General features: G+C 73.2%; 18 protein-coding genes and 1 pseudogene. 12 read left to right on the top strand and 7 right to left on the bottom strand.

Going from position 1 to position 18,322, the window contains the following annotated elements; genetic code table 11:
• Positions 1 to 423 (top strand): annotated as a pseudogene (locus RKE29_RS17490) (hypothetical protein); the annotation flags it as partial.
• Between the two features lie 82 nt (positions 424 to 505).
• Here RKE29_RS17490 and RKE29_RS17485 read toward each other — a convergent pair.
• The 3 genes from RKE29_RS17485 to RKE29_RS17475 form a co-directional block, all read right to left on the bottom strand.
• The gene (locus RKE29_RS17485) at positions 506 to 1,204 is read right to left on the bottom strand and encodes a helix-turn-helix transcriptional regulator (protein WP_312006349.1); all 699 of its coding nucleotides are present in this window, start codon (positions 1,202 to 1,204) and stop codon (positions 506 to 508) included.
• 169 nt (positions 1,205 to 1,373) lie between these two features.
• A complete protein-coding gene (locus tag RKE29_RS17480; protein WP_312006352.1) occupies positions 1,374 to 2,204 on the bottom strand; it encodes a carbohydrate ABC transporter permease in 831 nt (276 codons plus the stop codon).
• A 287-nt stretch (positions 2,205 to 2,491) separates the two neighbouring features.
• Positions 2,492 to 3,106, bottom strand: a complete 615-nt coding sequence (locus RKE29_RS17475) for a hypothetical protein (protein ID WP_312006348.1) — start codon at positions 3,104 to 3,106, stop codon at positions 2,492 to 2,494.
• Positions 3,107 to 3,425: 319 nt separating this feature from the next.
• Here RKE29_RS17475 and RKE29_RS17470 point away from each other — a divergent pair, with 319 nt between their 5' ends.
• From RKE29_RS17470 to RKE29_RS17425, 10 genes are all read left to right on the top strand, one after another.
• Positions 3,426 to 3,938 carry a DinB family protein gene (locus RKE29_RS17470; RefSeq protein ID WP_312006347.1) on the top strand — a complete coding sequence of 171 codons (513 nt, stop codon included), beginning with the start codon at positions 3,426 to 3,428 and terminating at the stop codon, positions 3,936 to 3,938.
• A 147-nt stretch (positions 3,939 to 4,085) separates the two neighbouring features.
• Positions 4,086 to 5,078, top strand: a complete 993-nt coding sequence (locus RKE29_RS17465) for a purine nucleoside permease (RefSeq protein ID WP_312006346.1) — start codon at positions 4,086 to 4,088, stop codon at positions 5,076 to 5,078.
• A gap of 172 nt (positions 5,079 to 5,250) precedes the next feature.
• The gene (locus RKE29_RS17460; protein WP_312006345.1) at positions 5,251 to 6,645 is read left to right on the top strand and encodes a Tat pathway signal protein; all 1,395 of its coding nucleotides are present in this window, start codon (positions 5,251 to 5,253) and stop codon (positions 6,643 to 6,645) included.
• Positions 6,646 to 6,748: 103 nt separating this feature from the next.
• On the top strand, positions 6,749 to 6,976 hold the full coding sequence (locus RKE29_RS17455; RefSeq protein ID WP_312006344.1) for a hypothetical protein: 228 nt from the start codon (positions 6,749 to 6,751) through the stop codon (positions 6,974 to 6,976).
• Between the two features lie 43 nt (positions 6,977 to 7,019).
• Positions 7,020 to 7,463, top strand: coding sequence for a DUF6879 family protein (locus RKE29_RS17450; protein WP_312006343.1), 444 nt, complete (start codon positions 7,020 to 7,022; stop codon positions 7,461 to 7,463).
• Positions 7,464 to 7,475: 12 nt separating this feature from the next.
• The gene (locus RKE29_RS17445; RefSeq protein ID WP_312006342.1) at positions 7,476 to 8,324 is read left to right on the top strand and encodes a helix-turn-helix transcriptional regulator; all 849 of its coding nucleotides are present in this window, start codon (positions 7,476 to 7,478) and stop codon (positions 8,322 to 8,324) included.
• Positions 8,325 to 8,327: 3 nt separating this feature from the next.
• Complete coding sequence (locus RKE29_RS17440) at positions 8,328 to 9,173, top strand: helix-turn-helix transcriptional regulator (RefSeq protein WP_312006341.1); 846 nt, start codon at positions 8,328 to 8,330, stop codon at positions 9,171 to 9,173.
• Positions 9,174 to 9,352: 179 nt separating this feature from the next.
• Positions 9,353 to 9,631, top strand: coding sequence for a hypothetical protein (locus RKE29_RS17435; RefSeq protein ID WP_312006340.1), 279 nt, complete (start codon positions 9,353 to 9,355; stop codon positions 9,629 to 9,631).
• Between the two features lie 108 nt (positions 9,632 to 9,739).
• Positions 9,740 to 10,105 carry a hypothetical protein gene (locus RKE29_RS17430; protein ID WP_312006339.1) on the top strand — a complete coding sequence of 122 codons (366 nt, stop codon included), beginning with the start codon at positions 9,740 to 9,742 and terminating at the stop codon, positions 10,103 to 10,105.
• A 104-nt stretch (positions 10,106 to 10,209) separates the two neighbouring features.
• Positions 10,210 to 11,034, top strand: coding sequence for an SAM-dependent methyltransferase (locus RKE29_RS17425; protein ID WP_312006338.1), 825 nt, complete (start codon positions 10,210 to 10,212; stop codon positions 11,032 to 11,034).
• Positions 11,035 to 11,081: 47 nt separating this feature from the next.
• On the opposite strand, the gene RKE29_RS17420 is transcribed toward RKE29_RS17425, so the two are convergent.
• The 4 genes from RKE29_RS17420 to RKE29_RS17405 all read right to left on the bottom strand — a co-directional run bounded on the left by RKE29_RS17420 (position 11,082) and on the right by RKE29_RS17405 (position 16,483).
• Entirely contained in the window at positions 11,082 to 12,005 is a 924-nt protein-coding gene (locus RKE29_RS17420) for a sugar ABC transporter permease (protein WP_312006337.1), read from the bottom strand.
• On the bottom strand, positions 12,002 to 13,498 hold the full coding sequence (locus RKE29_RS17415; protein WP_312006351.1) for an extracellular solute-binding protein: 1,497 nt from the start codon (positions 13,496 to 13,498) through the stop codon (positions 12,002 to 12,004). Before RKE29_RS17415 ends, RKE29_RS17420 begins: the two co-directional genes overlap by 4 nt.
• A gap of 195 nt (positions 13,499 to 13,693) precedes the next feature.
• Complete coding sequence (locus RKE29_RS17410; RefSeq protein WP_312006336.1) at positions 13,694 to 14,401, bottom strand: response regulator; 708 nt, start codon at positions 14,399 to 14,401, stop codon at positions 13,694 to 13,696.
• Positions 14,402 to 14,728: 327 nt separating this feature from the next.
• The gene (locus tag RKE29_RS17405; protein WP_312006335.1) at positions 14,729 to 16,483 is read right to left on the bottom strand and encodes an ATP-binding protein; all 1,755 of its coding nucleotides are present in this window, start codon (positions 16,481 to 16,483) and stop codon (positions 14,729 to 14,731) included.
• Between the two features lie 396 nt (positions 16,484 to 16,879).
• Here RKE29_RS17405 and RKE29_RS17400 point away from each other — a divergent pair, with 396 nt between their 5' ends.
• Positions 16,880 to 18,244 carry a cation:dicarboxylase symporter family transporter gene (locus RKE29_RS17400; protein WP_312006350.1) on the top strand — a complete coding sequence of 455 codons (1,365 nt, stop codon included), beginning with the start codon at positions 16,880 to 16,882 and terminating at the stop codon, positions 18,242 to 18,244.
• The last annotated feature ends 78 nt before the right edge of the window (positions 18,245 to 18,322 follow it).

Raw genomic sequence — 18,322 nt, 5'->3', positions numbered from 1 at the left:
GCCGACGGCACCTGCGCGGGCGTGCCCGCCGCGCCCCGCTCCGCCGCGGCCACCGCCCGCGGCACCGCCCGGGACCGGGCGCCGCGCGAGGTGTGCGTGCTCGGCGCGCCCGACGGCTCGCCGCGCTACCGCCTCCAGGCGTACTTCGGCCCGTACGCCGAGGACGCCCGCTCCCGCTTCCCCCGCGACGCCGGCTACGCCGACCCCACGCCCGCCGACCTGCCCGCGGGCACGCTCGGCGGCAGCGTGTACTGGGCCAGCGCCCGCTGCCCGGCCGAGGCCGAGCCCGCGCTGTTCGTCATCGGCCCGGAGGGCGCGGCGCGGCGCACCGGGCCGGACCTGGGCTACGAACGGGCGGCGCTGCGGGCCTTCGCGCACGCCTCGGCGAGCCGGCACGGCTGCGGCACGCCCACGGCGCCCTGACCCGCGCCACCGCCCCCGCGGGCCCGCCCGCCGCGTCCGAAGCGCGGACGCCCGGGCGAGCCCCCGCCAAGCCCGCGGGCCCCTACGCCTCGTCCGCGGGGCCGTCCGCGCGGCCGTCCCCGCCCGGCGCCGCCGCGTCCCCGCCGCCGCTCTCCGCACCCTCCCCGGCGCCCTCTCCGGCCGCCGCCCAGAAGCGGTCCACGATGCCCTCCAGGAAGGCCCGCGCCTGCGCCGCCGCCGCGTCCGCCGCCGTGCCCCGGCTGAGCGTGGCCGTCAGATGCGACTGGTACTGCCCGTACAGCTCCCTCAGCGCCCGCTCCACCGCCGGGCGCGGCAGCGGCACCAGGCGGGCCACCGGGCGCAGGTACGCCCGCCAGCGGGTGTCCACCGCGGAGCGCAGCAGCCCGGCCAGCTCCACGTCCCGCCCCGTCGCCCTCAGCAGGGCCGGCGGCGGCAGGCCCAGCGCCTCCGCGAGCACCCGCGCCTGCGCGTCCGTGCCGGTCCACCGCCCGGACCGCTCCATCTGGTCGTACGCGAACGGATCCATGCCCAGGCGCAGGGCGAGGTCGCTGGGCGCCATGCCGCGCGCCACCCGGTACTCGCGCAGCGTGGTCGGCACGCCCAGCAGGTCGCCGGGCGCGCACCACAGGGCACCGGCCAGCGCCCGCAGTTCGGCGTCGTCGGGTGACGCCTCGCCCGCCTCCCAGGCGGCCACCGTCGCCGGACTCGCCCGCACCCCGTACGCGGCCCACATGCCGTACGACACGTGAGCGTGCGTCATGCGCAGCCCCTCGCGCAGCCTGCGGACAGCGCCGGGGTCGAACGACGGCCGGCGGGGCTCCTCTGGACGGGGGGACGAACGCACCTGCGGCAGGATAATCGGACGCGATTACCCCCGCAGGAAAAACCGTCGAAACGGCCGCGGCCCGGCGCCCGGAATGTGCGGCGATTCAGCCTTTGACCGCGCCGCCCAGTGCGAATCCCCCACCGAGCCGACGCGAAATCAGCACGTACAGCAGGAGTACGGGCGTGGAGTACAGGACGGAGAAGGCGGCGAGCTGCCCGTAGGCTACCGAGCCGTAATTTCCGAAGAACGTGAAGATGGTGACCGAGGCCGGGAGCTTGTCCGGGCTGAGCAGCAGCAGGAAGGGCACGAAGAAGTTGCCCCACATGATCACGAAGCTGTAGATCGTCACCACCGCGACGCCCGGGCCCATCAGCGGCAGGACGACGCGGACGAGCGTCTGCACCCAGCCCGCGCCGTCCGTCCAGGCCGCCTCCTCCAGCACCCGGGGGATGCCGTCCATGAAGTTCTTCATCAGCCAGATGGCGAAGGGCAGGTGGGAGGCGGCCAGGAACAGGGCCGTCCCGGTCAGCGTGTCGATCAGGTTGATCCGTACGAACAGGCCGTAGACCGGCACCATGACCGCCGTGATCGGCAGGCAGGTGGAGAACAGGACGGTCAGCAGGTACGGCCGCACCAGCCGGGCGCGGAACCGGGACAGCGGATAGGCGGCCAGGACCGCGCAGGCCACCGTCACCAGGGTCGCGCCGCCGCACAGCAGCAGGCTGTTGACCATGGGCCGGACGGTGATCTCGTTCGTCCACACCGCCGAGTAGTTGCCGAGCGTGGGCTCGTCGGGCGCGGCCACCCGCAGGCCCGCGTCCGCGTCGAGCGAGGAGAGCACCAGCCACACCAGCGGCAGCGCGAACGCGGCGGCGACGGCCAGCAGCGCGGCGTCGGCGGCCAGTCGGTGCCGGCCGCGGCGCGTGAGCGGCAGGGCGAGCCGGGGGCGGTGCGGGAGACGGGGGAGCGTCGCGGCCACGTCGGACCTCCTCGTACCGTACGGCGGGCGCGGCCCGCGGCCTGGGCGACCGTCAGTGCGGCTCAGGCTACCGGGCGTCACGGATCGGGCTGGTTCCATGAGACCGCCGGGCGCGCCGCGAGGGAAGACGCCGGCGGGCCGTTTCACGTCGATGGCCGCCGCCGCACGCCCCCGGCGCACCGCCGCACGCCCCAGCCGTCACGCCCAGCCGCACGCGCCGCCGCACGCGCCGGGGGCGGCGGTCACGAGGCGAGGCCGCGCGTGGCCTCGACGAGAGGAACCGGCCGCACCCCGGGCCGCCCCGCCGGCGGCGGTCCGTCCGGCTGTACGGACATCACCACCGCCACCTGGTAGTCCCCGGGGCGCCGGGCCACGTCGGCCCAAGTCGTCCCGGCGCACAGGCCGCCGATCCGCGAGGTGCCCGTGTAGGGCCGCCTGCCCACGGGATACCCCACCGAGTTGGCGCCGTTGACCGTACCGGCGCGCCGGTCGGGCTCGGCCCGCCCGACGATGACGCCGTGCCGGAGCAGCAGCGCCGTGGGCGGGATGTCGCCGATCGGGAGACCGAGCATCCGGTGGGGGTCGGCGGAGGTGATGCGGTACGGCGCGGTCAGCGTGCCGGGGCCGCGGCCTAACTCCTCGACGGCGAGGTACAGGCGGTCGCGTGGGCCGCTGACGGCGACCGGCTGCTCGACGCGCCCGCCGCAGGGCAGCGAGCGGTCCTGGAGCCGCACCGGCGCGCTGGTGGTGCGCGGGGTTCCGTGCGGAGTGGCGTGGTCCTGGCCGGTGTCGCACGCGGCGGCGGCGAGCAGGGCGAGGAGCAGGACGGGAAGGGCGTGACGCGGGGCGCGGCGCATGGCGGTCCTCCGTAAACGGTCAGGCGGCCCGGGAGTGGTCCTCGTCGGACGGGCGGGCCGCGTACGAGACGGGGGCCGCGCGAGACGGGGGGCCGCGTGCGATGGGACGGGCGTGCGGTGTCCCCGGTTTCGCGGGATCCGGGACACCGTGGCCGGACCGTGTGGCCGCCCTCCGGACCGGTTTTCCCTCGGCCGCCCGTCCGGAGGCGTGGCGCACCGGCGGCGCCGGGCCACGCGGTGCCATAGTGCTGATCGGTGCCCGGCGCCGCCGCCGCGACGCCGTACGCCGGTCGCGCCCGACACCTCGTGAGGAGCCGCCATGGCCACCACCGCCGACCTGCTCGTGGACGCCTTCGGCCGCGTCCGGGAGGCCGTCCAGGAGGCGGTCGCCGACCTCGGCCCGGACGAGTTGGCCGCCCGCCCCGGCGACGGCGCCAACTCGATCGCCTGGCTCGTGTGGCACCTCACGCGCGTGCAGGACGACCACCTGGCCGACGTGGCGGGCACCGGGCAGGTGTGGACCGCGCAGGGCTGGTACGAGCGGTTCGGCCTGCCGTTCCCGCCGGAGGCGACCGGCTACGGGCACACCGGCGACCAGGTCGCGGCCGTGCGGGAGGTGACGGCCGACCTGCTCACCGGCTACCACGACGCCGTGTGCGACACCACCGTGCGGTACGTGGCCGCACTGGCGGACGCCGACCTCGACCGGATCGTGGACGAGGCGTGGACGCCGCCGGTGACGCTCGGCGTCCGGCTGGTCAGCGTCATCGACGACGACCTCCAGCACGCGGGCCAGGCGGCGTACGTGCGGGGCCTGCTGCGCGCCGGTTAGCCCGCTGCGTCCAGTCCCGCCGACCCGCGCGTGCGGACGGTACGGCCAGCGCGGGCCCGTGGTCTGTGGGCGTCCCGCCATCAGAGCGGACCGTGCCACTAGCGGAGGTGATCCTTCCGTAACAATGGCCTTCTACGGTGATCGGCCATGCGCCGCACCCCCACGCGAATACGCTCCCGCGCCGCCGTCGCCGCCGCGGCCGTGCTGGCCGCCGTGGCCGCCCTGCTGACCACCGGCCCGCTGACCGAGGCGTCCGGCACGGACGGCAACAGCGGAACCGGAGGCAGGGTGCGGGTCCGCGCCCTGGTCCTCACCATGTTCGACGGCGAGACCAAGCCCTGGTTCGACCGGGAGCGGCTGCCGCTGACCATCGAGGTCCCGGGCGCGTACGCCCCGGTGCGCTGCGCGGCGTCCGGGTTGTGCGTCACCACGACCGGCCAGGGGAAGGCCAACACCGCGGCCAGCGTCACGGCGATCCTGGACAGCGACCGGCTCGACCTGCGCCGTGCGTACTTCCTCACCTCCGGCATCGCGGGCACGCCCCCGGAGAACGGCACCCTGGGCTTCGCCGCCTGGGCCCGCTGGGTGGTCGACTACGACCTCGGCCACCACGTGACCACCGAGACCGACCCCACCGTGCCGCACGGCTACCTCAAGGACGAGGACACCGGCACCAACGTCTTCCGCCTCGACGACCGCTTGGTGGACACCGCCTACCGGCTGACCCGCCGTCTGAAGCTGGCCGACAGCGAGGCCGCCGCCGAGAACCGCGCCCACTACCCGGGGCAGGCCGGCAAGACCCCGTACGTGACCGTGTGCGACACCGTCACCGGCGACAACTACTGGACCGGCGCGGACCAGTCGCGGCGCGCCCAGTACATCACCGGCCTGTGGACGGGAGGCCGGGGCGACTACTGCACGACCCAGATGGAGGACAACGCCACCGCCGCCGTCCTCGCCCGGCACGGCCACCTCTCCCGCTACCTCAGCCTGCGCACGGCGAGCGACTTCGACCAGCCGTACCAGGGCCAGAGCGCGCAGGAGGTGGTGACGCGGTTCCCCGGCTACGGGATCTCGGTGGAGAACGCCTACCGGGTGACGGCGAGGGTGGCCCACCACCTGGCGGCACGCGCGTCCTGACCCGGCCCCGCACGCGCCTCCCGCATCACCCGGCCGGGTGAAAGCGCTCTCGGAGCGCCGCCGGGTGTCAGTGGCGGTGGATACGGTGAGTCGGTATCGGATCACCGTACGGAGCGGGCCTGTTGGGGCTGCCCCGGATGCGGTGAGGGTCTGTCGGCGTCCGGGGGGGACCATGGCGAAGCAGCGTCAGCGCAACACGCGGTTGGAAGCGGTGATCGGGGAGACGGGCCTGTCCTACACCCAGGTGGCCAACGCCGTCGTGAGGGTGGCGAGGGAGAGCGGCATCCGGGGGCTGGAGAGGGTGAGCCAGCCGCACGTGTCGCACTGGGTCGCGGGTATCGCGCCCTCGGGCCACACGCCGCGCGTCCTCTGCGAGGTGCTGACCCGTCGTCTGGGCCGCACCGTCGCCCCGGAGGACATCGGCCTCGCGCCCCTGTCCGTGAGGTCGGTGGATGTGCTGGACTGGTTCACGGACACGTTGACCGGGCTGGCAGCGGTGGGGAGAGCCGACTTGGACGCGCAACGCAGGCAGGCGGTCAGCGCAGGGCTCTACACGGTGGCGGCCAGTGCGGTGCCCACTGGTGTGTGGTGGCGGTGGATGGCCGAGCAGGGCAGCACGCGCGAGGCTCGGGAAGGGCGCCGAATCGGGCGCCGTGAACTGGCGAGTGTCCAGGAGATGGTCTCTTTCTTCGCGCGGTCTGATGAACAGCATGGTGGCGGCCACGCGCGCTCGGCGGTCGCGGCATATCTGACGACAGACCTCACGCGCTACCTGAGTGGCAGTTTCTCCGATGACTCGGTACGCCGTGACATGTTCACCTCGGCCAGCAAGCTCACGTACCTCGCGGGCTGGATGGCGTTCGACAACGGAGAGCACTCCATCGCTCAGCAGTACTACTTCTCAGCGCTGAAGCTGGCTGCCGAGGCCGACAACCCGACGATGACCGGGCATGTCCTGCGGGGTATGGCGTTCCAGGCCGTCGACCTCGGCCACGGTAAGCAGGCCCGCGACCTGGCGAGCGCGGCCGTCGAAGGCAAGCGGTACGCGCTGGCCTGCCCGCAGGAGAAGGCACTGCTCAGCGCGCAGTATGCTCGCAGCCTCGCGGCAGCCGGTCAGAAGCGAGCGGCCGCGAAGGAGCTCGTCCGCGCCCAGGAGGACCTGGCCGGGGCGGAGTCGGGTGAGACGGCGCCGGGCCAACTCTTCTCCTTCGGGGAGACGAGCCTGGCGTACCAGGCGGCCTGCACCCTGCGGGACAGCGGCGACCTGGCGGGAGCCCTCCGCGAGTTCCGCCACAGTGCGCGTACTCGCAACGCCAAAGCGTTCCCCCGCATCCACGCCGTGACCCTGGGGCAACTCGGCTCGCTCCAGGTGCGTCAGGGAAACGTGGAGGAGGCATGTAGCACGTGGTCGCAGGCGCTCGACACCATGGACGGCATCCGCTCGGCGCGCACCCGTCAGACCGCGCAGGACATGCGAGCCGCCCTTGCCTCGTTCCGCAGCCGGGGAGTCAGGACCGCCATCGCCCTGGACAACCGCGCCGCCGCGTACCTGGCGGCGAGCGCCTGAGTTCATGCCTTTATGCGCAAGTCCGCGCACACTCGTAGCCGTACCCGGCCGTACGGGCAGATGCTCAGCACAAGCCGAACGCCGACCCCATCGGGAGGTCACCATGGCACTGCACAAGCTGGGCAAGGACCCTGAAAGCCCGAGCGGGGGCTCGCCCACCACGTACTACGACGACCAGACCGACAACTACCTGCTTCAGGGGGTGAAGGTGACCGACGAGGACCGTCTGTCGCAGATGGACGTCCCGGACCACGAGACCGTCATCGAGTTCCCCAGGCGCATGATGCAGTTTTTCCCGGAGGTGAACGGTGGCGGACTCCCCAACGTATGACGAACTGCTGGGCAACAGCCAGCAGTCTGCACTCCACTTGGAGATGCGGGACGGCTATATGCTCGATGACCCGATGTTCATCGCCTGGCAGTCCGGACAGCGGGAAGCCCTCACCGACGGGTACGGGTCGTGGTACGACCTGGTGAGGGAGACGGTCCGCCGTGGTGTGGAAGTCCGTCGGGCCCGGATCGTGTCCGAGCCGGTGAGTGAGTACATCCGGTTCGAGCACGCTGTGACCTTCGCCAATGTCGAGGCGGGAGAGCTGGTGCGCTGGCTTCCGCGCCGCAGTGCGACGGACCTGGCCCTGCCGGGTAATGACTTCTGGCTGATCGACGGTGAGACGCTGCTGATCAACCACTTCAACGGCGACGGCGGCTCCCTGGGGTCCGAGTTCGTGGAAGACCCGGCCGTCGCGAAGCTCTGCGCCACCGCCTTCGAGGCGGTCTGGGAGCGGGCTGTGCCCCATGCGGAGTACCGGCTCGTCTGATCTCATTGGCGTGTGACGTCTCCCCCCACCAGCGTTCAGCAAGCCAGGCGTGCCCTTGGCCAGCGTCTGCGTGAACTCCGTAAGGATGCTGGCCTTACGGCGCGGGAGTTGGCCAGGCGGGCTGGGTGGCACGAGTCGAAGTGCTCCCGTCTGGAGCATGGTCGCACGCAGCCGTCCGATGACGACATCCGTGCCTGGACGTTGCACTGCGACGCGCTGGAGCAGACGGCCGACCTTATCGCCGTCGCCCGTGGCATCCACGGCATGTACGTCGAATGGCGTCGTCTGGAGCGCAGCGGTCTGAAGCAGGTACAAGAGTCGGTGGTACCGCTGTGGGAGCGTACGCAGCGGTACCGGATCTACTCATCGTGGCTGATTCCAGGCCCCGTGCAGACGCGCGGGTACATCGCGGCTCTTCTTTCGGCGATCAGGGACCGGCGCAACCTTGCCGATGACGTTGACGCGGCGGTCCAGGTGCGGATGGACAAACAGCACGTTGTCCATGACGGGCATCGCCGGTTCGCGATTCTCCTTGAGGAGAGCGTGCTGCGGTACCGCATCGGTGATCCCGAGACGATGACCGGGCAACTCGAACATCTCCTCTCGGCGATGTCGTTGCCCTCGATCAGCCTCGGCGTCATCCCGCTGAACGCCGACCGCTCGCGGCTGTGGCCGGTCGAGGGATTCTTTCTCTATGACAACGAGCAGGTCAATGTGGAACTCACCTCGGCCCATTTGACAGTCACCCAGCCGAATGAGATCATCATGTACGCGCGAACATTTTCCCAATTGGCCGACCTTGCCGTTTATGGAGCTGAAGCGCGGGCTCTGGTCAATTCGGCGATCAAGGCGCTCGGGTGACTCATGTCTTCGTCTTCCGGTGTTCAGCAAGCCAGGAAAGCCCTCGGCCTGCGCCTGCGCGACCTCCGGATGGACGCCGGACTCACCGCGCGGGAGTTGGCCAAGCGCGCGGGATGGCACGAGTCGAAGTGCTCCCGTCTGGAGCACGGCCGGACGCCGCCGTCCGACGCGGACATCCGGGCCTGGACCCTGCACTGCGGCGCCGAAGACCAGACGGACAACCTCATCGCCACCGCTCGTGGCGTCGAGGGCATGTACGTCGAGTGGCGGCGGATCGAGCGCGCGGGTCTCAAGCGGGTACAGGAGTCCAACCTTCCGCTGTACGAGCGGACGGCGCGCATTCGCAACTACGAGTCGTGCGTGATCCCCGGCCTCCTCCAGACCGCCGCCTACACCACGGCGGTTCTGGAGACAGTCGTCGCGTTGCGCGACGCGCCCAACGACATTCCGGCCGCCGTGGCTCTGCGTATGGACCGGCAGCGCATTCTCCACTCGGGTGACCGCCGGTTCGCGATGCTTGTCGAGGAGTGGGTATTGCGGACGGTCATCGGCGACGCCGACGTGATGTCCGAGCAGCTCGGCCATTTGGCCGCCGTGTCGTCGCTGCCGTCCGTCAGCCTCGGCGTCATCCCGCTCGGTGTGCCTCGCGGGGCGGGCTGGCCGGTGGAGTCGTTCATCATGTTCGACGACAGCCGAGTACACGCCGAACTGGTGTCCGCGTACCTGACGGTCACACAGCCCGGCGAAATCAGGGAATACACCCGGACCTTCGCGGAACTCTCCCGGATCGCCGTCTACGGGCCCAAAGCAAGGGCGCTCATCACCGCGGCGATTCACGCCCTCGGGTGAACCCCGTGCAAGTCCGCGCACATTCGTAGAGGCCCCGTTCCGCCCGTCCCTACGGTCCTTCGTGAGCGGTGGCCCGAAGACTCCCCGGTCGAACTCCGGGCCGCCGTCGCCGGGCCCGCGTCGGCCGCCCCCGTGTCGGCGCGGGCCCGGCCCCCACTCCGCCCGCCCGAGGAGAACGCATGCGAGCGCTCCCGCTCCGCCCACGGTTCGCCTGGCTGGAGATCACCGGCCTGTGCAACCTGACCTGCCGCCACTGCTACGCGAACTCCTCGCCAAAGGGTGACCACGGGACCATGACGGACACCGACTGGTTCCGCGTGATCGACGAACTCGACGCGCTGGGCGTACGGGACGTGCCGGAGGGCGGCGCCGCGCGGCGCGCCGCCGTGCCGCCGCTGATGTCCCCGCGCCGGTCCGTGCGCTACGCCGACCCCGCTGTCTCCGGTACGGACTGCTGACCGGGGGGCGAACGGGTCCCGCTCCCTGTGGGGGAAGCCCGTCCGTTCTCGCTTCGGGCCGGGGCCCGGGCGGGTAGCGTGGCGTCCCCGACCTCACGGAGGTGCCGCATGCCCCAGGCGCTGTCGACCACCACCCTCTACCTCGCGCGCCGCGACGCGTACGCCGCCTTTCTCACCGCCGCCGACGCCGAGTCCCACGCCGCCCACCACCGGCACGAGGGCCGGTACCCGGACGCGCGGGAGGCCGTGGACGCGATCGACCGGGCGTACGCGGCGACCCGCGCCGCGTTCAATGTCATCGACGTGGAAGCCGCGGGCCCGGTCAAGGAGGGGCGGGTGGTGCTGGAGCGGCTGCGGGAGCTGGACCGGGGGGACGGCGGGCAGCGGGACTGGTACGCGTACAAGAAGGCGCGCGAGGACTTCCTCGCCGCCGCCGGGGCCCACCTGAGGGAGCTCCTCGCCGCAGCGGGCTGAAAACCGGGCAGGCCACCGGGAACATGGGACGCTCCGCATGTGGCGTCCGCGTGTGGCCGCGTTGGATGATGAGCGCACCAACGGCGGCGTCCAGGAAGGGTCCCGTGAGCGACTACAAGGCAACGCACGACTCGGCCGAGCAGATCGTCAGGAGGATCGACACCACCCGCGCCCACACCGCCCGGATATGGAACTACTGGCTGGGCGGCAAGAACAACTACCCCGTCGACCGCGAGGTCGGCGACCAGATCCGCACGGTGCACCCCGGCATCACCGCCTACGCCCGGGCCGACCGCGCGTTCCTGGGGCGCGTGGTGCGGTATCTGGCCGGGGACGTGGGGATCCGTCAGTTCCTGGACGTCGGCACCGGGCTGCCGACGGCCGACAACACGCACGAGGTCGCGCAGCGCGTGGCGCCGGAGTCCCGCATCGTCTACGTCGACAACGACCCGCTCGTGCTCGCGTACGCCCGCGCCCTGCTCACCAGCACCCGCGAGGGGGAGACCGACTACCTCGACAGCGACCTGCGCGACGTGGACACGATCCTGGAGCGCGCCTCGCGGACGCTGGACATGAGCGAGCCCGTCGCGCTGATGCTGCTCGGCGTGGTGATCTTCATCAACGACGACGAGGAGGCGTACGGGCTGGTGCGGCGCCTCATGGACGCGCTGCCGTCCGGGAGCCACCTGGTGCTGTCCCACACCGCCACCGGGCCGGGCTGGGAGGAGATGGACTCCGCCGTCGAGTTCTGGAACGAGCACGGTACGCCCCGGCTCCAGCAGCGCACCGTCGAGGGGGTCGCGCGGTTCTTCGACGGGCTGGAGCTGCTGGAGCCGGGCGTCGTGACGTGCACGCGGTGGCGGCCGGAGGAGGGCGAGGACGCCGACGGCGAGGTGGCCATGTACTGCGGAGTGGGGCGGAAGGCCTAGGCCCCGGCCGGACGCCCGCGTCACACGGTCACACGCGTCACATTGCGTCACACGTCCGCGCGCAGCAGCCGCAGGTACACCGCCGAGAACGCGCCGCCCACCAGCAGCAACAGCAGCGCCACCGCCGTGCCGTACCCGATCAGCGCCTTCTGGAACGCCTGGTCGTACATGAACACCGGCAGCGTCTCGCTCCGGTGGCCCGGGCCGCCGCGCGTCATGGCCCAGATGAGGCCGAAGACCGACAGCGTCTGAAGGGTGTTGAGCATCAGGTTCGTGCCGATCGAGCGGCGGATCATCGGCAGGGTGACGTGCCACAGGAGGCGTGCGCCGCTCGCGCCGTCGACCTGCGCGGCCTCGGTGACGTCCTGCGGGATCTCGGCGAGCGCGGCCGAGTAGACGAGCATGGAGAAGGCCGTGCCGCGCCAGACGTTGGCGAAGGAGACCGCGAGGATCGGCAGGGAGTACAGCCAGTTCTGGGCGGGCAGGTGCAGCCAGTCCAGGACGGCGTTCAGCGTGCCCTCGCGGCGGAAGAACGCGTACAGCAGGAAGCCCGCCACGATCTCCGGCAGCACCCACGAGGCGATGACCAGCGCGCCGGTCAGGGTCCGTACGGGCGCGGAGGCGCGCCGCATCAGCAGGGCCAGCGCGAGGCCCAGGGTGTTCTGGCCGACGATCGAGGACAGCAGGGTGAAGACCAGGGTCAGCAGGACGGCGTTGCGGAAGTCGCCGTCGGCGAAGGCACGCCGGAAGTTGTCCAGGCCCGTGAAGTGGGTGGTCGACGAGCCGGTGAGTTGCATGTCGGTGAAGGCGATGTACGTGCAGTAGCCGATCGGGCCGCCGAGGAAGACCAGCAGCAGGATCGTCGCCGGGGCCAGCGGCAGCCAGCGCAGGGGGCGGCGCGGGCGGCGGGCGGGGGCGGGTGCGGGGACGGGGACCAGGGGCGCTGCCGCCTTGGTGGCCGTGGTCGTCATCGGCGGGGTCCCGCCTTTCCGGTGGGGTTCCCGGTGGGGTGGCCTGTTCCGGTGCCGCTGCCGGGGTCCGTGCCGGCATCGCCGCCGCGGTCCGTGCCGGTGCCGCCCCCGCCGTCCGCTCCGGGCCCGCCGCCGTGGGCCGCCGCGGTCACCGCGCCGTCGGTGATCGACCTCAGCCGCCGGTCGTACGCCCGCGCCGCCGCCTCCGGCGAGGAGTCGCCCGTCGTCACCGCCTCCAGCGCCTCGCCGATCGCGGAGGACACCCGCGGGTAGGCCGGGAGGGCCGGGCGGTAGTGGGTGTCGCGGACCAGGTCGGTGAAGAAGGCCGTGCTGGGCATGGACCGCAGGTAGCGCGGGTCGCGGGCCACGTCGGAGCGTACGGCGATCTGGGCGGCGACGATGTCCCAGTCGGCCGCGTTGCGCTGCGTCTGAAGGGTCTCGACGAACTTCCACGCCAGGTCCGGCTTGTCGCACCGGGCGCTGACCGCCCACGCCCAGCCACCCGACATGCTGACCCGGCCGGGCGGCGCGCCGGTGCGGGTCGGCATGGGCGTGTAGGCGAGCCTGGTGGACCAGGCGGGCCACGGCCTGCTGCCCGAGGGCAGCCAGTACTGCCCCAGCCAGGAGCCGTCCAGGTCGATGGCGAGCCTGCCCTCGGGCAGCCACTCGCTGGTGACGGCCGTGGAGACGTTCGCGTCCAGCGCGTCGGAGACGTCCGGGCCCAGGTGCTCGCGGTAGACGGTGCGCACGAAGCCCAGGGCCTGCCGGAATCCCGCGCCGCCCGTGACCCAGCGGCGCGCCTGAGCGTCGTACAGGGGGTCGTCGCCGGTGCCGTAGAGCAGCATCTCGAAGCCCTGCATGACGGCGCCCTCGCCGGGGGCCTTGCCGGTGTAGACGTTGAGCGGCACGACGTCCGGGACCCGCCGCCTGACCGTGCGGGCCGCGTCGAGCACGTCGTCCCAGTCGCGCGGCCGCCAGTCGGCGGGCAGGCCCGCCCTGGCGAAGACCGCCCGGTCGTACCACAGGGCGCGGGTGTCGGTGCCGTCCGGCACGCCGTACGTACGGCCGTCGGCGGCCCGGACCGCCTCCTTCGCCGAGGCCGCGAACCGCTCCCAGGGCCGCCAGACGCGCAGGTAGCGGTCGAGGGGGCGCAGGTAGCCCGCCTCGATGTCGGAGCCCATGCGGAAGGTGTCCTCGTAGACCACGTCGGGCGCGGTGCGGTCCGAGCGCATCATCTGCTGGACCTTGGTGGCGTAGTCGTTCTCCTGCGCCTGGATGGGCACGAGCTTGATCCGCTTGCCCGGGTTGGCCTTCTCGAACTGCTTCTTCATGCGGGTGAGGAAGGCGTCCTTGAAGCGGTTCTTGGTGTTGGTGCTGCGGTTGTAGGCGACCTTCACGACGTTCGGGTCGGTGCCCGAGCCGCAGGCGGCCAGTCCCGGGAGGGCGGCGGCGAGGAGGATGGCGGCGAGGATCAGGGGAGCGGCGGGGCGCACGGGCACGACCTCCTCGGCTGGCCTCATCGGCGTCGACGGGCGGTTCCGTGACCGTACGATCACGCTCCGTGCGGGGTCAATCCCCTGGAGTGGCCGCGCTTCTGACGGTGTGTCAGTCGACAGCCTATGCCGGACGGGCCCGGCCGGGGCGCGGCGGCGCGCTCGGCGTACGGGTGGTCCCCTACGGGACAGCCTTCAGAGCTCGCGCAGCCAGCGGTAGGACAGCTCCGGGCGCCCCACGTGCCCGTACTGCGGTGTGCGTTCGGCCCGGCCCGCCTCGACCAGGTGCTCCAGGTAGCGGCGGGCGGTGATACGCGAGATGCCGACCGCCTCGCCCGCCGCCCCGGCCGAGATCCCGCCCTCGGCGGCCCGCAGTGCGGCGGTCACCGCTTGCAGGGTCGGGGTGGTCAGCCCCTTGGGCAGCGCGGCGGGCCGCGGCGCGCGCAGCACCTCCAGCGCGCGGTCCACCTCGTCCTGGCCGCTGGCCTCCCCGGAGCTGGCGCGGAAGCGGGCGTAGCGCAGCAGCCGGTCGCGCAGGGTGCCGAAGGTGAACGGTTTCAGGACGTACTGCACCACGCCCAGCGACACGCCCTCGCGCACGACGGTCAGGTCCCGGGCCGAGGTCACCGCGATGACGTCGGCGGCGTGCCCGGCCGCGCGCAGGGCCCGTACGAACGCGAGGCCGTGCCCGTCGGGCAGGTAGAAGTCGAGCAGCAGCAGGTCGGCCGGGGTGCGCTCCAAGGCGCGCTGGGCGTCGCCGCGGGAGTGCGCGGTGCCGACGACGGTGAACCCGGGAACCCGCTCGACGTACATCCGGTGCGCGTCGGCGGCCACGGGGTCGTCCTCGACGACGAGGACCCGGATCGGCGCCGGTCTCGCCGCCTGGGCCTGGGACGGGCTCATGGGGCGGCTCCTTTCGCGGCTGTCGTGCGCTGGCCGCCGCCCGTGCGGGCCGGGCGGCGCGGGGGGCGTACGTACGAGCCTTCTCGTACGGAGCGTAACGAGCGCGGGGCGCGGGCGGGACCCCGGGAGCCGCCGTGGACGGCGTCGGCCCGCCCCGGGCCCAGACGGCGAGACCGGCGGTGCCGCGGTCCGCGTGCCCCCAGCGTCACCGGCGGCGGCGCTGGCCGCGGCGCTGGTGACGCGCGTCCGCCGCGGCGTCGTCGGCCCGCGCGTGACGGCGGCGGCACCGGCCCGTGCCTCCCCTTGTGGCGGCGCGGCCCGCGCCCGTCACGGTCCGCCGGTCCGCGCCTCCTGCCGGACCCGCGACTCCCGTACCCGCAGCGGCAGCCGGGCCGTGAACGCCGCGCCGCCGCCCGCCGCCCGGGACACCTCGACCGTGCCCGCGTTGCGGCGGACGGCCTGCCGGACCAGCGCCAGGCCCAGGCCGCGACCGGGGGCCTTGGTGCTCCAGCCGCGCGCGAAGACCTCCGCGACCGCCGCCGGATCCAGGCCCGCGCCGGTGTCCGCGACCCGCAGCAGCAGCTCCCCGTCGTCGGCCCGCGCGGTGACCGTGACCTGGGCGCGGCGGGCCGCGCGGCCGGGGAGGTCGCCGGCCTCGGCCGCCCCGCAGGCCGCGGCTTCGGCGGGCCCGGCCCCGGGCCCGGTTCCCTCGGCCGGGACGCCGCCGGGCCCGGTCCCGGCGGTCCCCGGGGCGGCCTCGGCGGCCGCGTCCATCGCGTTGTCGATCAGGTTGCCGAGGATCGTCACCAGGTCCCGGGCCGGCAGGCCGGGCGGCAGCAGACCGTCGTCGAGGCGGCTGTCCGGGGTGAGCACCAGCTCGACGCCGCGCTCGTTGGCCTGGGCCGCCTTGCCCAGCAGCAGCGCGGCCAGCACGGGCTCGGCGACCGCGGCCACCACCTGGTCGGTCAGCGCCTGCGCCAGCTCCAGCTCGGCCGTCGCGAACCGCACCGCCTCCTCCGGGCGGCCCAGCTCGATCAGGGACACGACGGTGTGCAGCCGGTTGGCGGCCTCGTGCGCCTGCGAGCGCAGCGCCTCGGCGAAGCCGCGTACCGAGTCCAGCTCACCGGAGAGCGCTTGCAACTCGGTGTGGTCGCGAAGTGTGACCACCGTGCCGCGCCGCTCGCCGCCGCTGACCGGGGAGGTGCTGACGACCACCACCCGGTCGGCGGTCAGGTGCAGCTCGTCCGTGCGCGGCTCTGCGGACCCCAGCACGGCGCGCAGCGGCGCGGGCAGCGGCAGGCCGGCCACCGGACGGCCCACCGCGTCGTCCGGCAGGCCGAGCAGTTCGCGGGCGCCGTCGTTGACCATCGCGATCCGCCCCTCGGCGTCCAGCATGATCAGCCCCTCGCGCACCGCGTGCAGCACGGCCTGGTGGTAGTCGTTCATGCGGCGCAGCTCCGCGGCCGACCGGCCGTGCGTGTGGCGGCGCAGCCGCGCGGTGATGACGTACGTACCGGCGCCGCCCAGCGCCAGCGCGCCGAGCCCGGCGCCCGCCAGCGTCAGGGTCCGGTCGCGCACCTGGGCGCTGATCGTGTCAATGGTGATGCCCGCGCTGACCAGCGCGACGACCCGGCCGCCCGCGCGGGTGTCGCGCACCGGGGCGACCACCCGCACCGAGGGCCCGAGCGTGCCGGTGTAGGTCTCGGAGAAGACGCGGCCGCGCAGCGCGGGACCGGTGTGGCCGAGATACCGCTGTCCGACCTGCCGGGGGTCGGGGTGCGTCCAGCGGGTGCCCCGGAGGTCCATGATGGTGACGAAGTTGACCTTGGTGTCGCGGCGCACCCGCTCCGCGTACGGCAGCAGCACGGCACTCGGGTCGGCGGACCGCACGGCCTCGGCCACGGCGGGGGAGTCGGCGACGGCGACCGCCGCGGTGGCGGCCTGGCGGCGCGCGGAGTCCCGCGCCTGGTCCCGGTCGGAGACGTAGCCGAACGCGGCGTAGCCGGCCACCAGCACGGCGACGAGCAGGACCTGCATCGCGAAGAGCTGGCCGGCGAGGCTGCGGGGGCGGAGCGCGCGCATGGGCCTCAGTCTGCCCAGGCGGCCGGCCGTGAACGAAATGTACGGAAGCGTGACCGCCGTCACATCGCGCGGCATAGTCGCGAAACCGGTCGGGGGCGCGCGCGAGCCGCATACGCGCCCGCTCCGGGCCACCCGCGCAGCGGGACCGAAGGGACGAGAAGGAGAGCAGTCGTGGCGAGACCTATCCCGTCGGCGGGCGTGGGCCCGGAGCCGGGCAGACCAGGCGATACGGGCGGACAGGGCGGTACCGCCGGGGCGGGCGGACCGCAGGGCCCGGGCGGGACGCGCGGAAGCGGCGGTGCGGGCGGACCGGGCGGTGTCGGCGGTACGGGCGGTAAGGGCCCCGCCGGGAGCGCCCGCCCGCGCCGGGACCGTACGTCGTACCTCTATATCGCGGTGATCGCGGCCGTGGCCGCCGGCATCATCGTCGGCTTCGCCGCGCCGGACGCGGCGGTGGAGCTGAAGCCGCTCGGCACCGGCTTCGTCAACCTCATCAAGATGATGATCGCCCCGGTGATCTTCTGCACGATCGTGCTGGGCGTGGGCTCGGTGCGCAAGGCCGCGAAGGTCGGCGCCGTCGGCGGACTCGCGCTCGGCTACTTCCTGCTGATGTCCACGGTCGCCCTGGCGCTCGGCCTGGTCGTCGGCAACGTGCTGGAACCCGGCAGCGGGCTGCACCTGACCGAACACGCCGCGCGGGCGGGCCAGCACCAGGCGGAGGGCGCCAGCGAGTCGTTCTCCGACTTCCTGCTCGACATGATCCCGACGACGATGGTGTCGGCCCTCACCGAGGGCAAGGTCCTCCAGACGCTGCTGGTGGCGCTGTTCGTCGCGTTCGGCATCCAGGCGATGGGCCGGTCCGGGGAGCCACTGCTGCGCGGCGTCGGACACCTTCAGAAGCTGGTGTTCCGCATCCTGTCCATGATCATGTGGGCGGCGCCGGTCGGCGCGTTCGGCGCGATGGCGGCCGTCGTCGGCGAGACGGGCGTGGACGCCCTGAAGTCCCTCGCCGTGATCATGCTCGGCTTCTACGTCACGTGCCTGCTGTTCGTGGTCGTCGTGCTGGGCACGATCCTGCGCCTGGTGGCGGGCGTGAACCTCTTCCACCTGCTGCGCTACCTGGCGCGGGAGTTCCTGCTGATCCTCTCGACGTCCTCGTCGGAGTCGGCGCTGCCCCGGCTGATAGCGAAGATGGAGCACGCGGGCGTCAGCCGGCCGGTCGTCGGCATCACCGTGCCCACCGGCTACTCCTTCAACCTCGACGGCACGGCCATCTACCTGACCATGGCCTCCCTGTTCATCGCCCGCGCCCTGGACGACCCGCTGTCCGTCGGGCAGCAGATCTCGCTGCTGGTGTTCATGGTCGTGGCGTCGAAGGGCGCGGCGGGGATCACCGGGGCCGGCCTGGCCACCCTGGCCGGAGGCCTCCAGTCGCACCGGCCCGAGCTGGTCGACGGCGTGGGCCTGATCATCGGCATCGACCGCTTCATGAGCGAGGCCCGCGCGCTCACCAACTTCGCGGGGAACGCGGTCGCCACCGTGCTCGTCGGCACCTGGACCAAGGAGATCGACCGGGCGCGGCTGCGGGAGGTGCTGGCCGGACGGCTGCCGTTCGACGAGAAGACGCTCCTCGACGACGACGGCGGCGGTGACGGTGACGACGGCGGTGACGGCAGAGGAGACGGGGACGGGGACGGCGCGGACCGGTCGCCCGCCCGGCAGGCGCCCGGCGGCCCGGCGAAGGAGGCGGCCCCGGCCTGAGCCCGTCGGCGCGGCCCGGGCCTCAGCCCGGCGGACCACCGGGCCTGGGCGTGCGGTGCGGCCCTGGCCCGGCGCGCC

The sequence above is a fragment of the Streptomyces sp. B1866 genome, from assembly GCF_031932565.1.
Lineage (GTDB): Bacteria > Actinomycetota > Actinomycetes > Streptomycetales > Streptomycetaceae > Streptomyces.
Note: the sequence above shows the minus strand (reverse complement) of the source record. Positions and strands in the feature narration are given on the sequence as shown.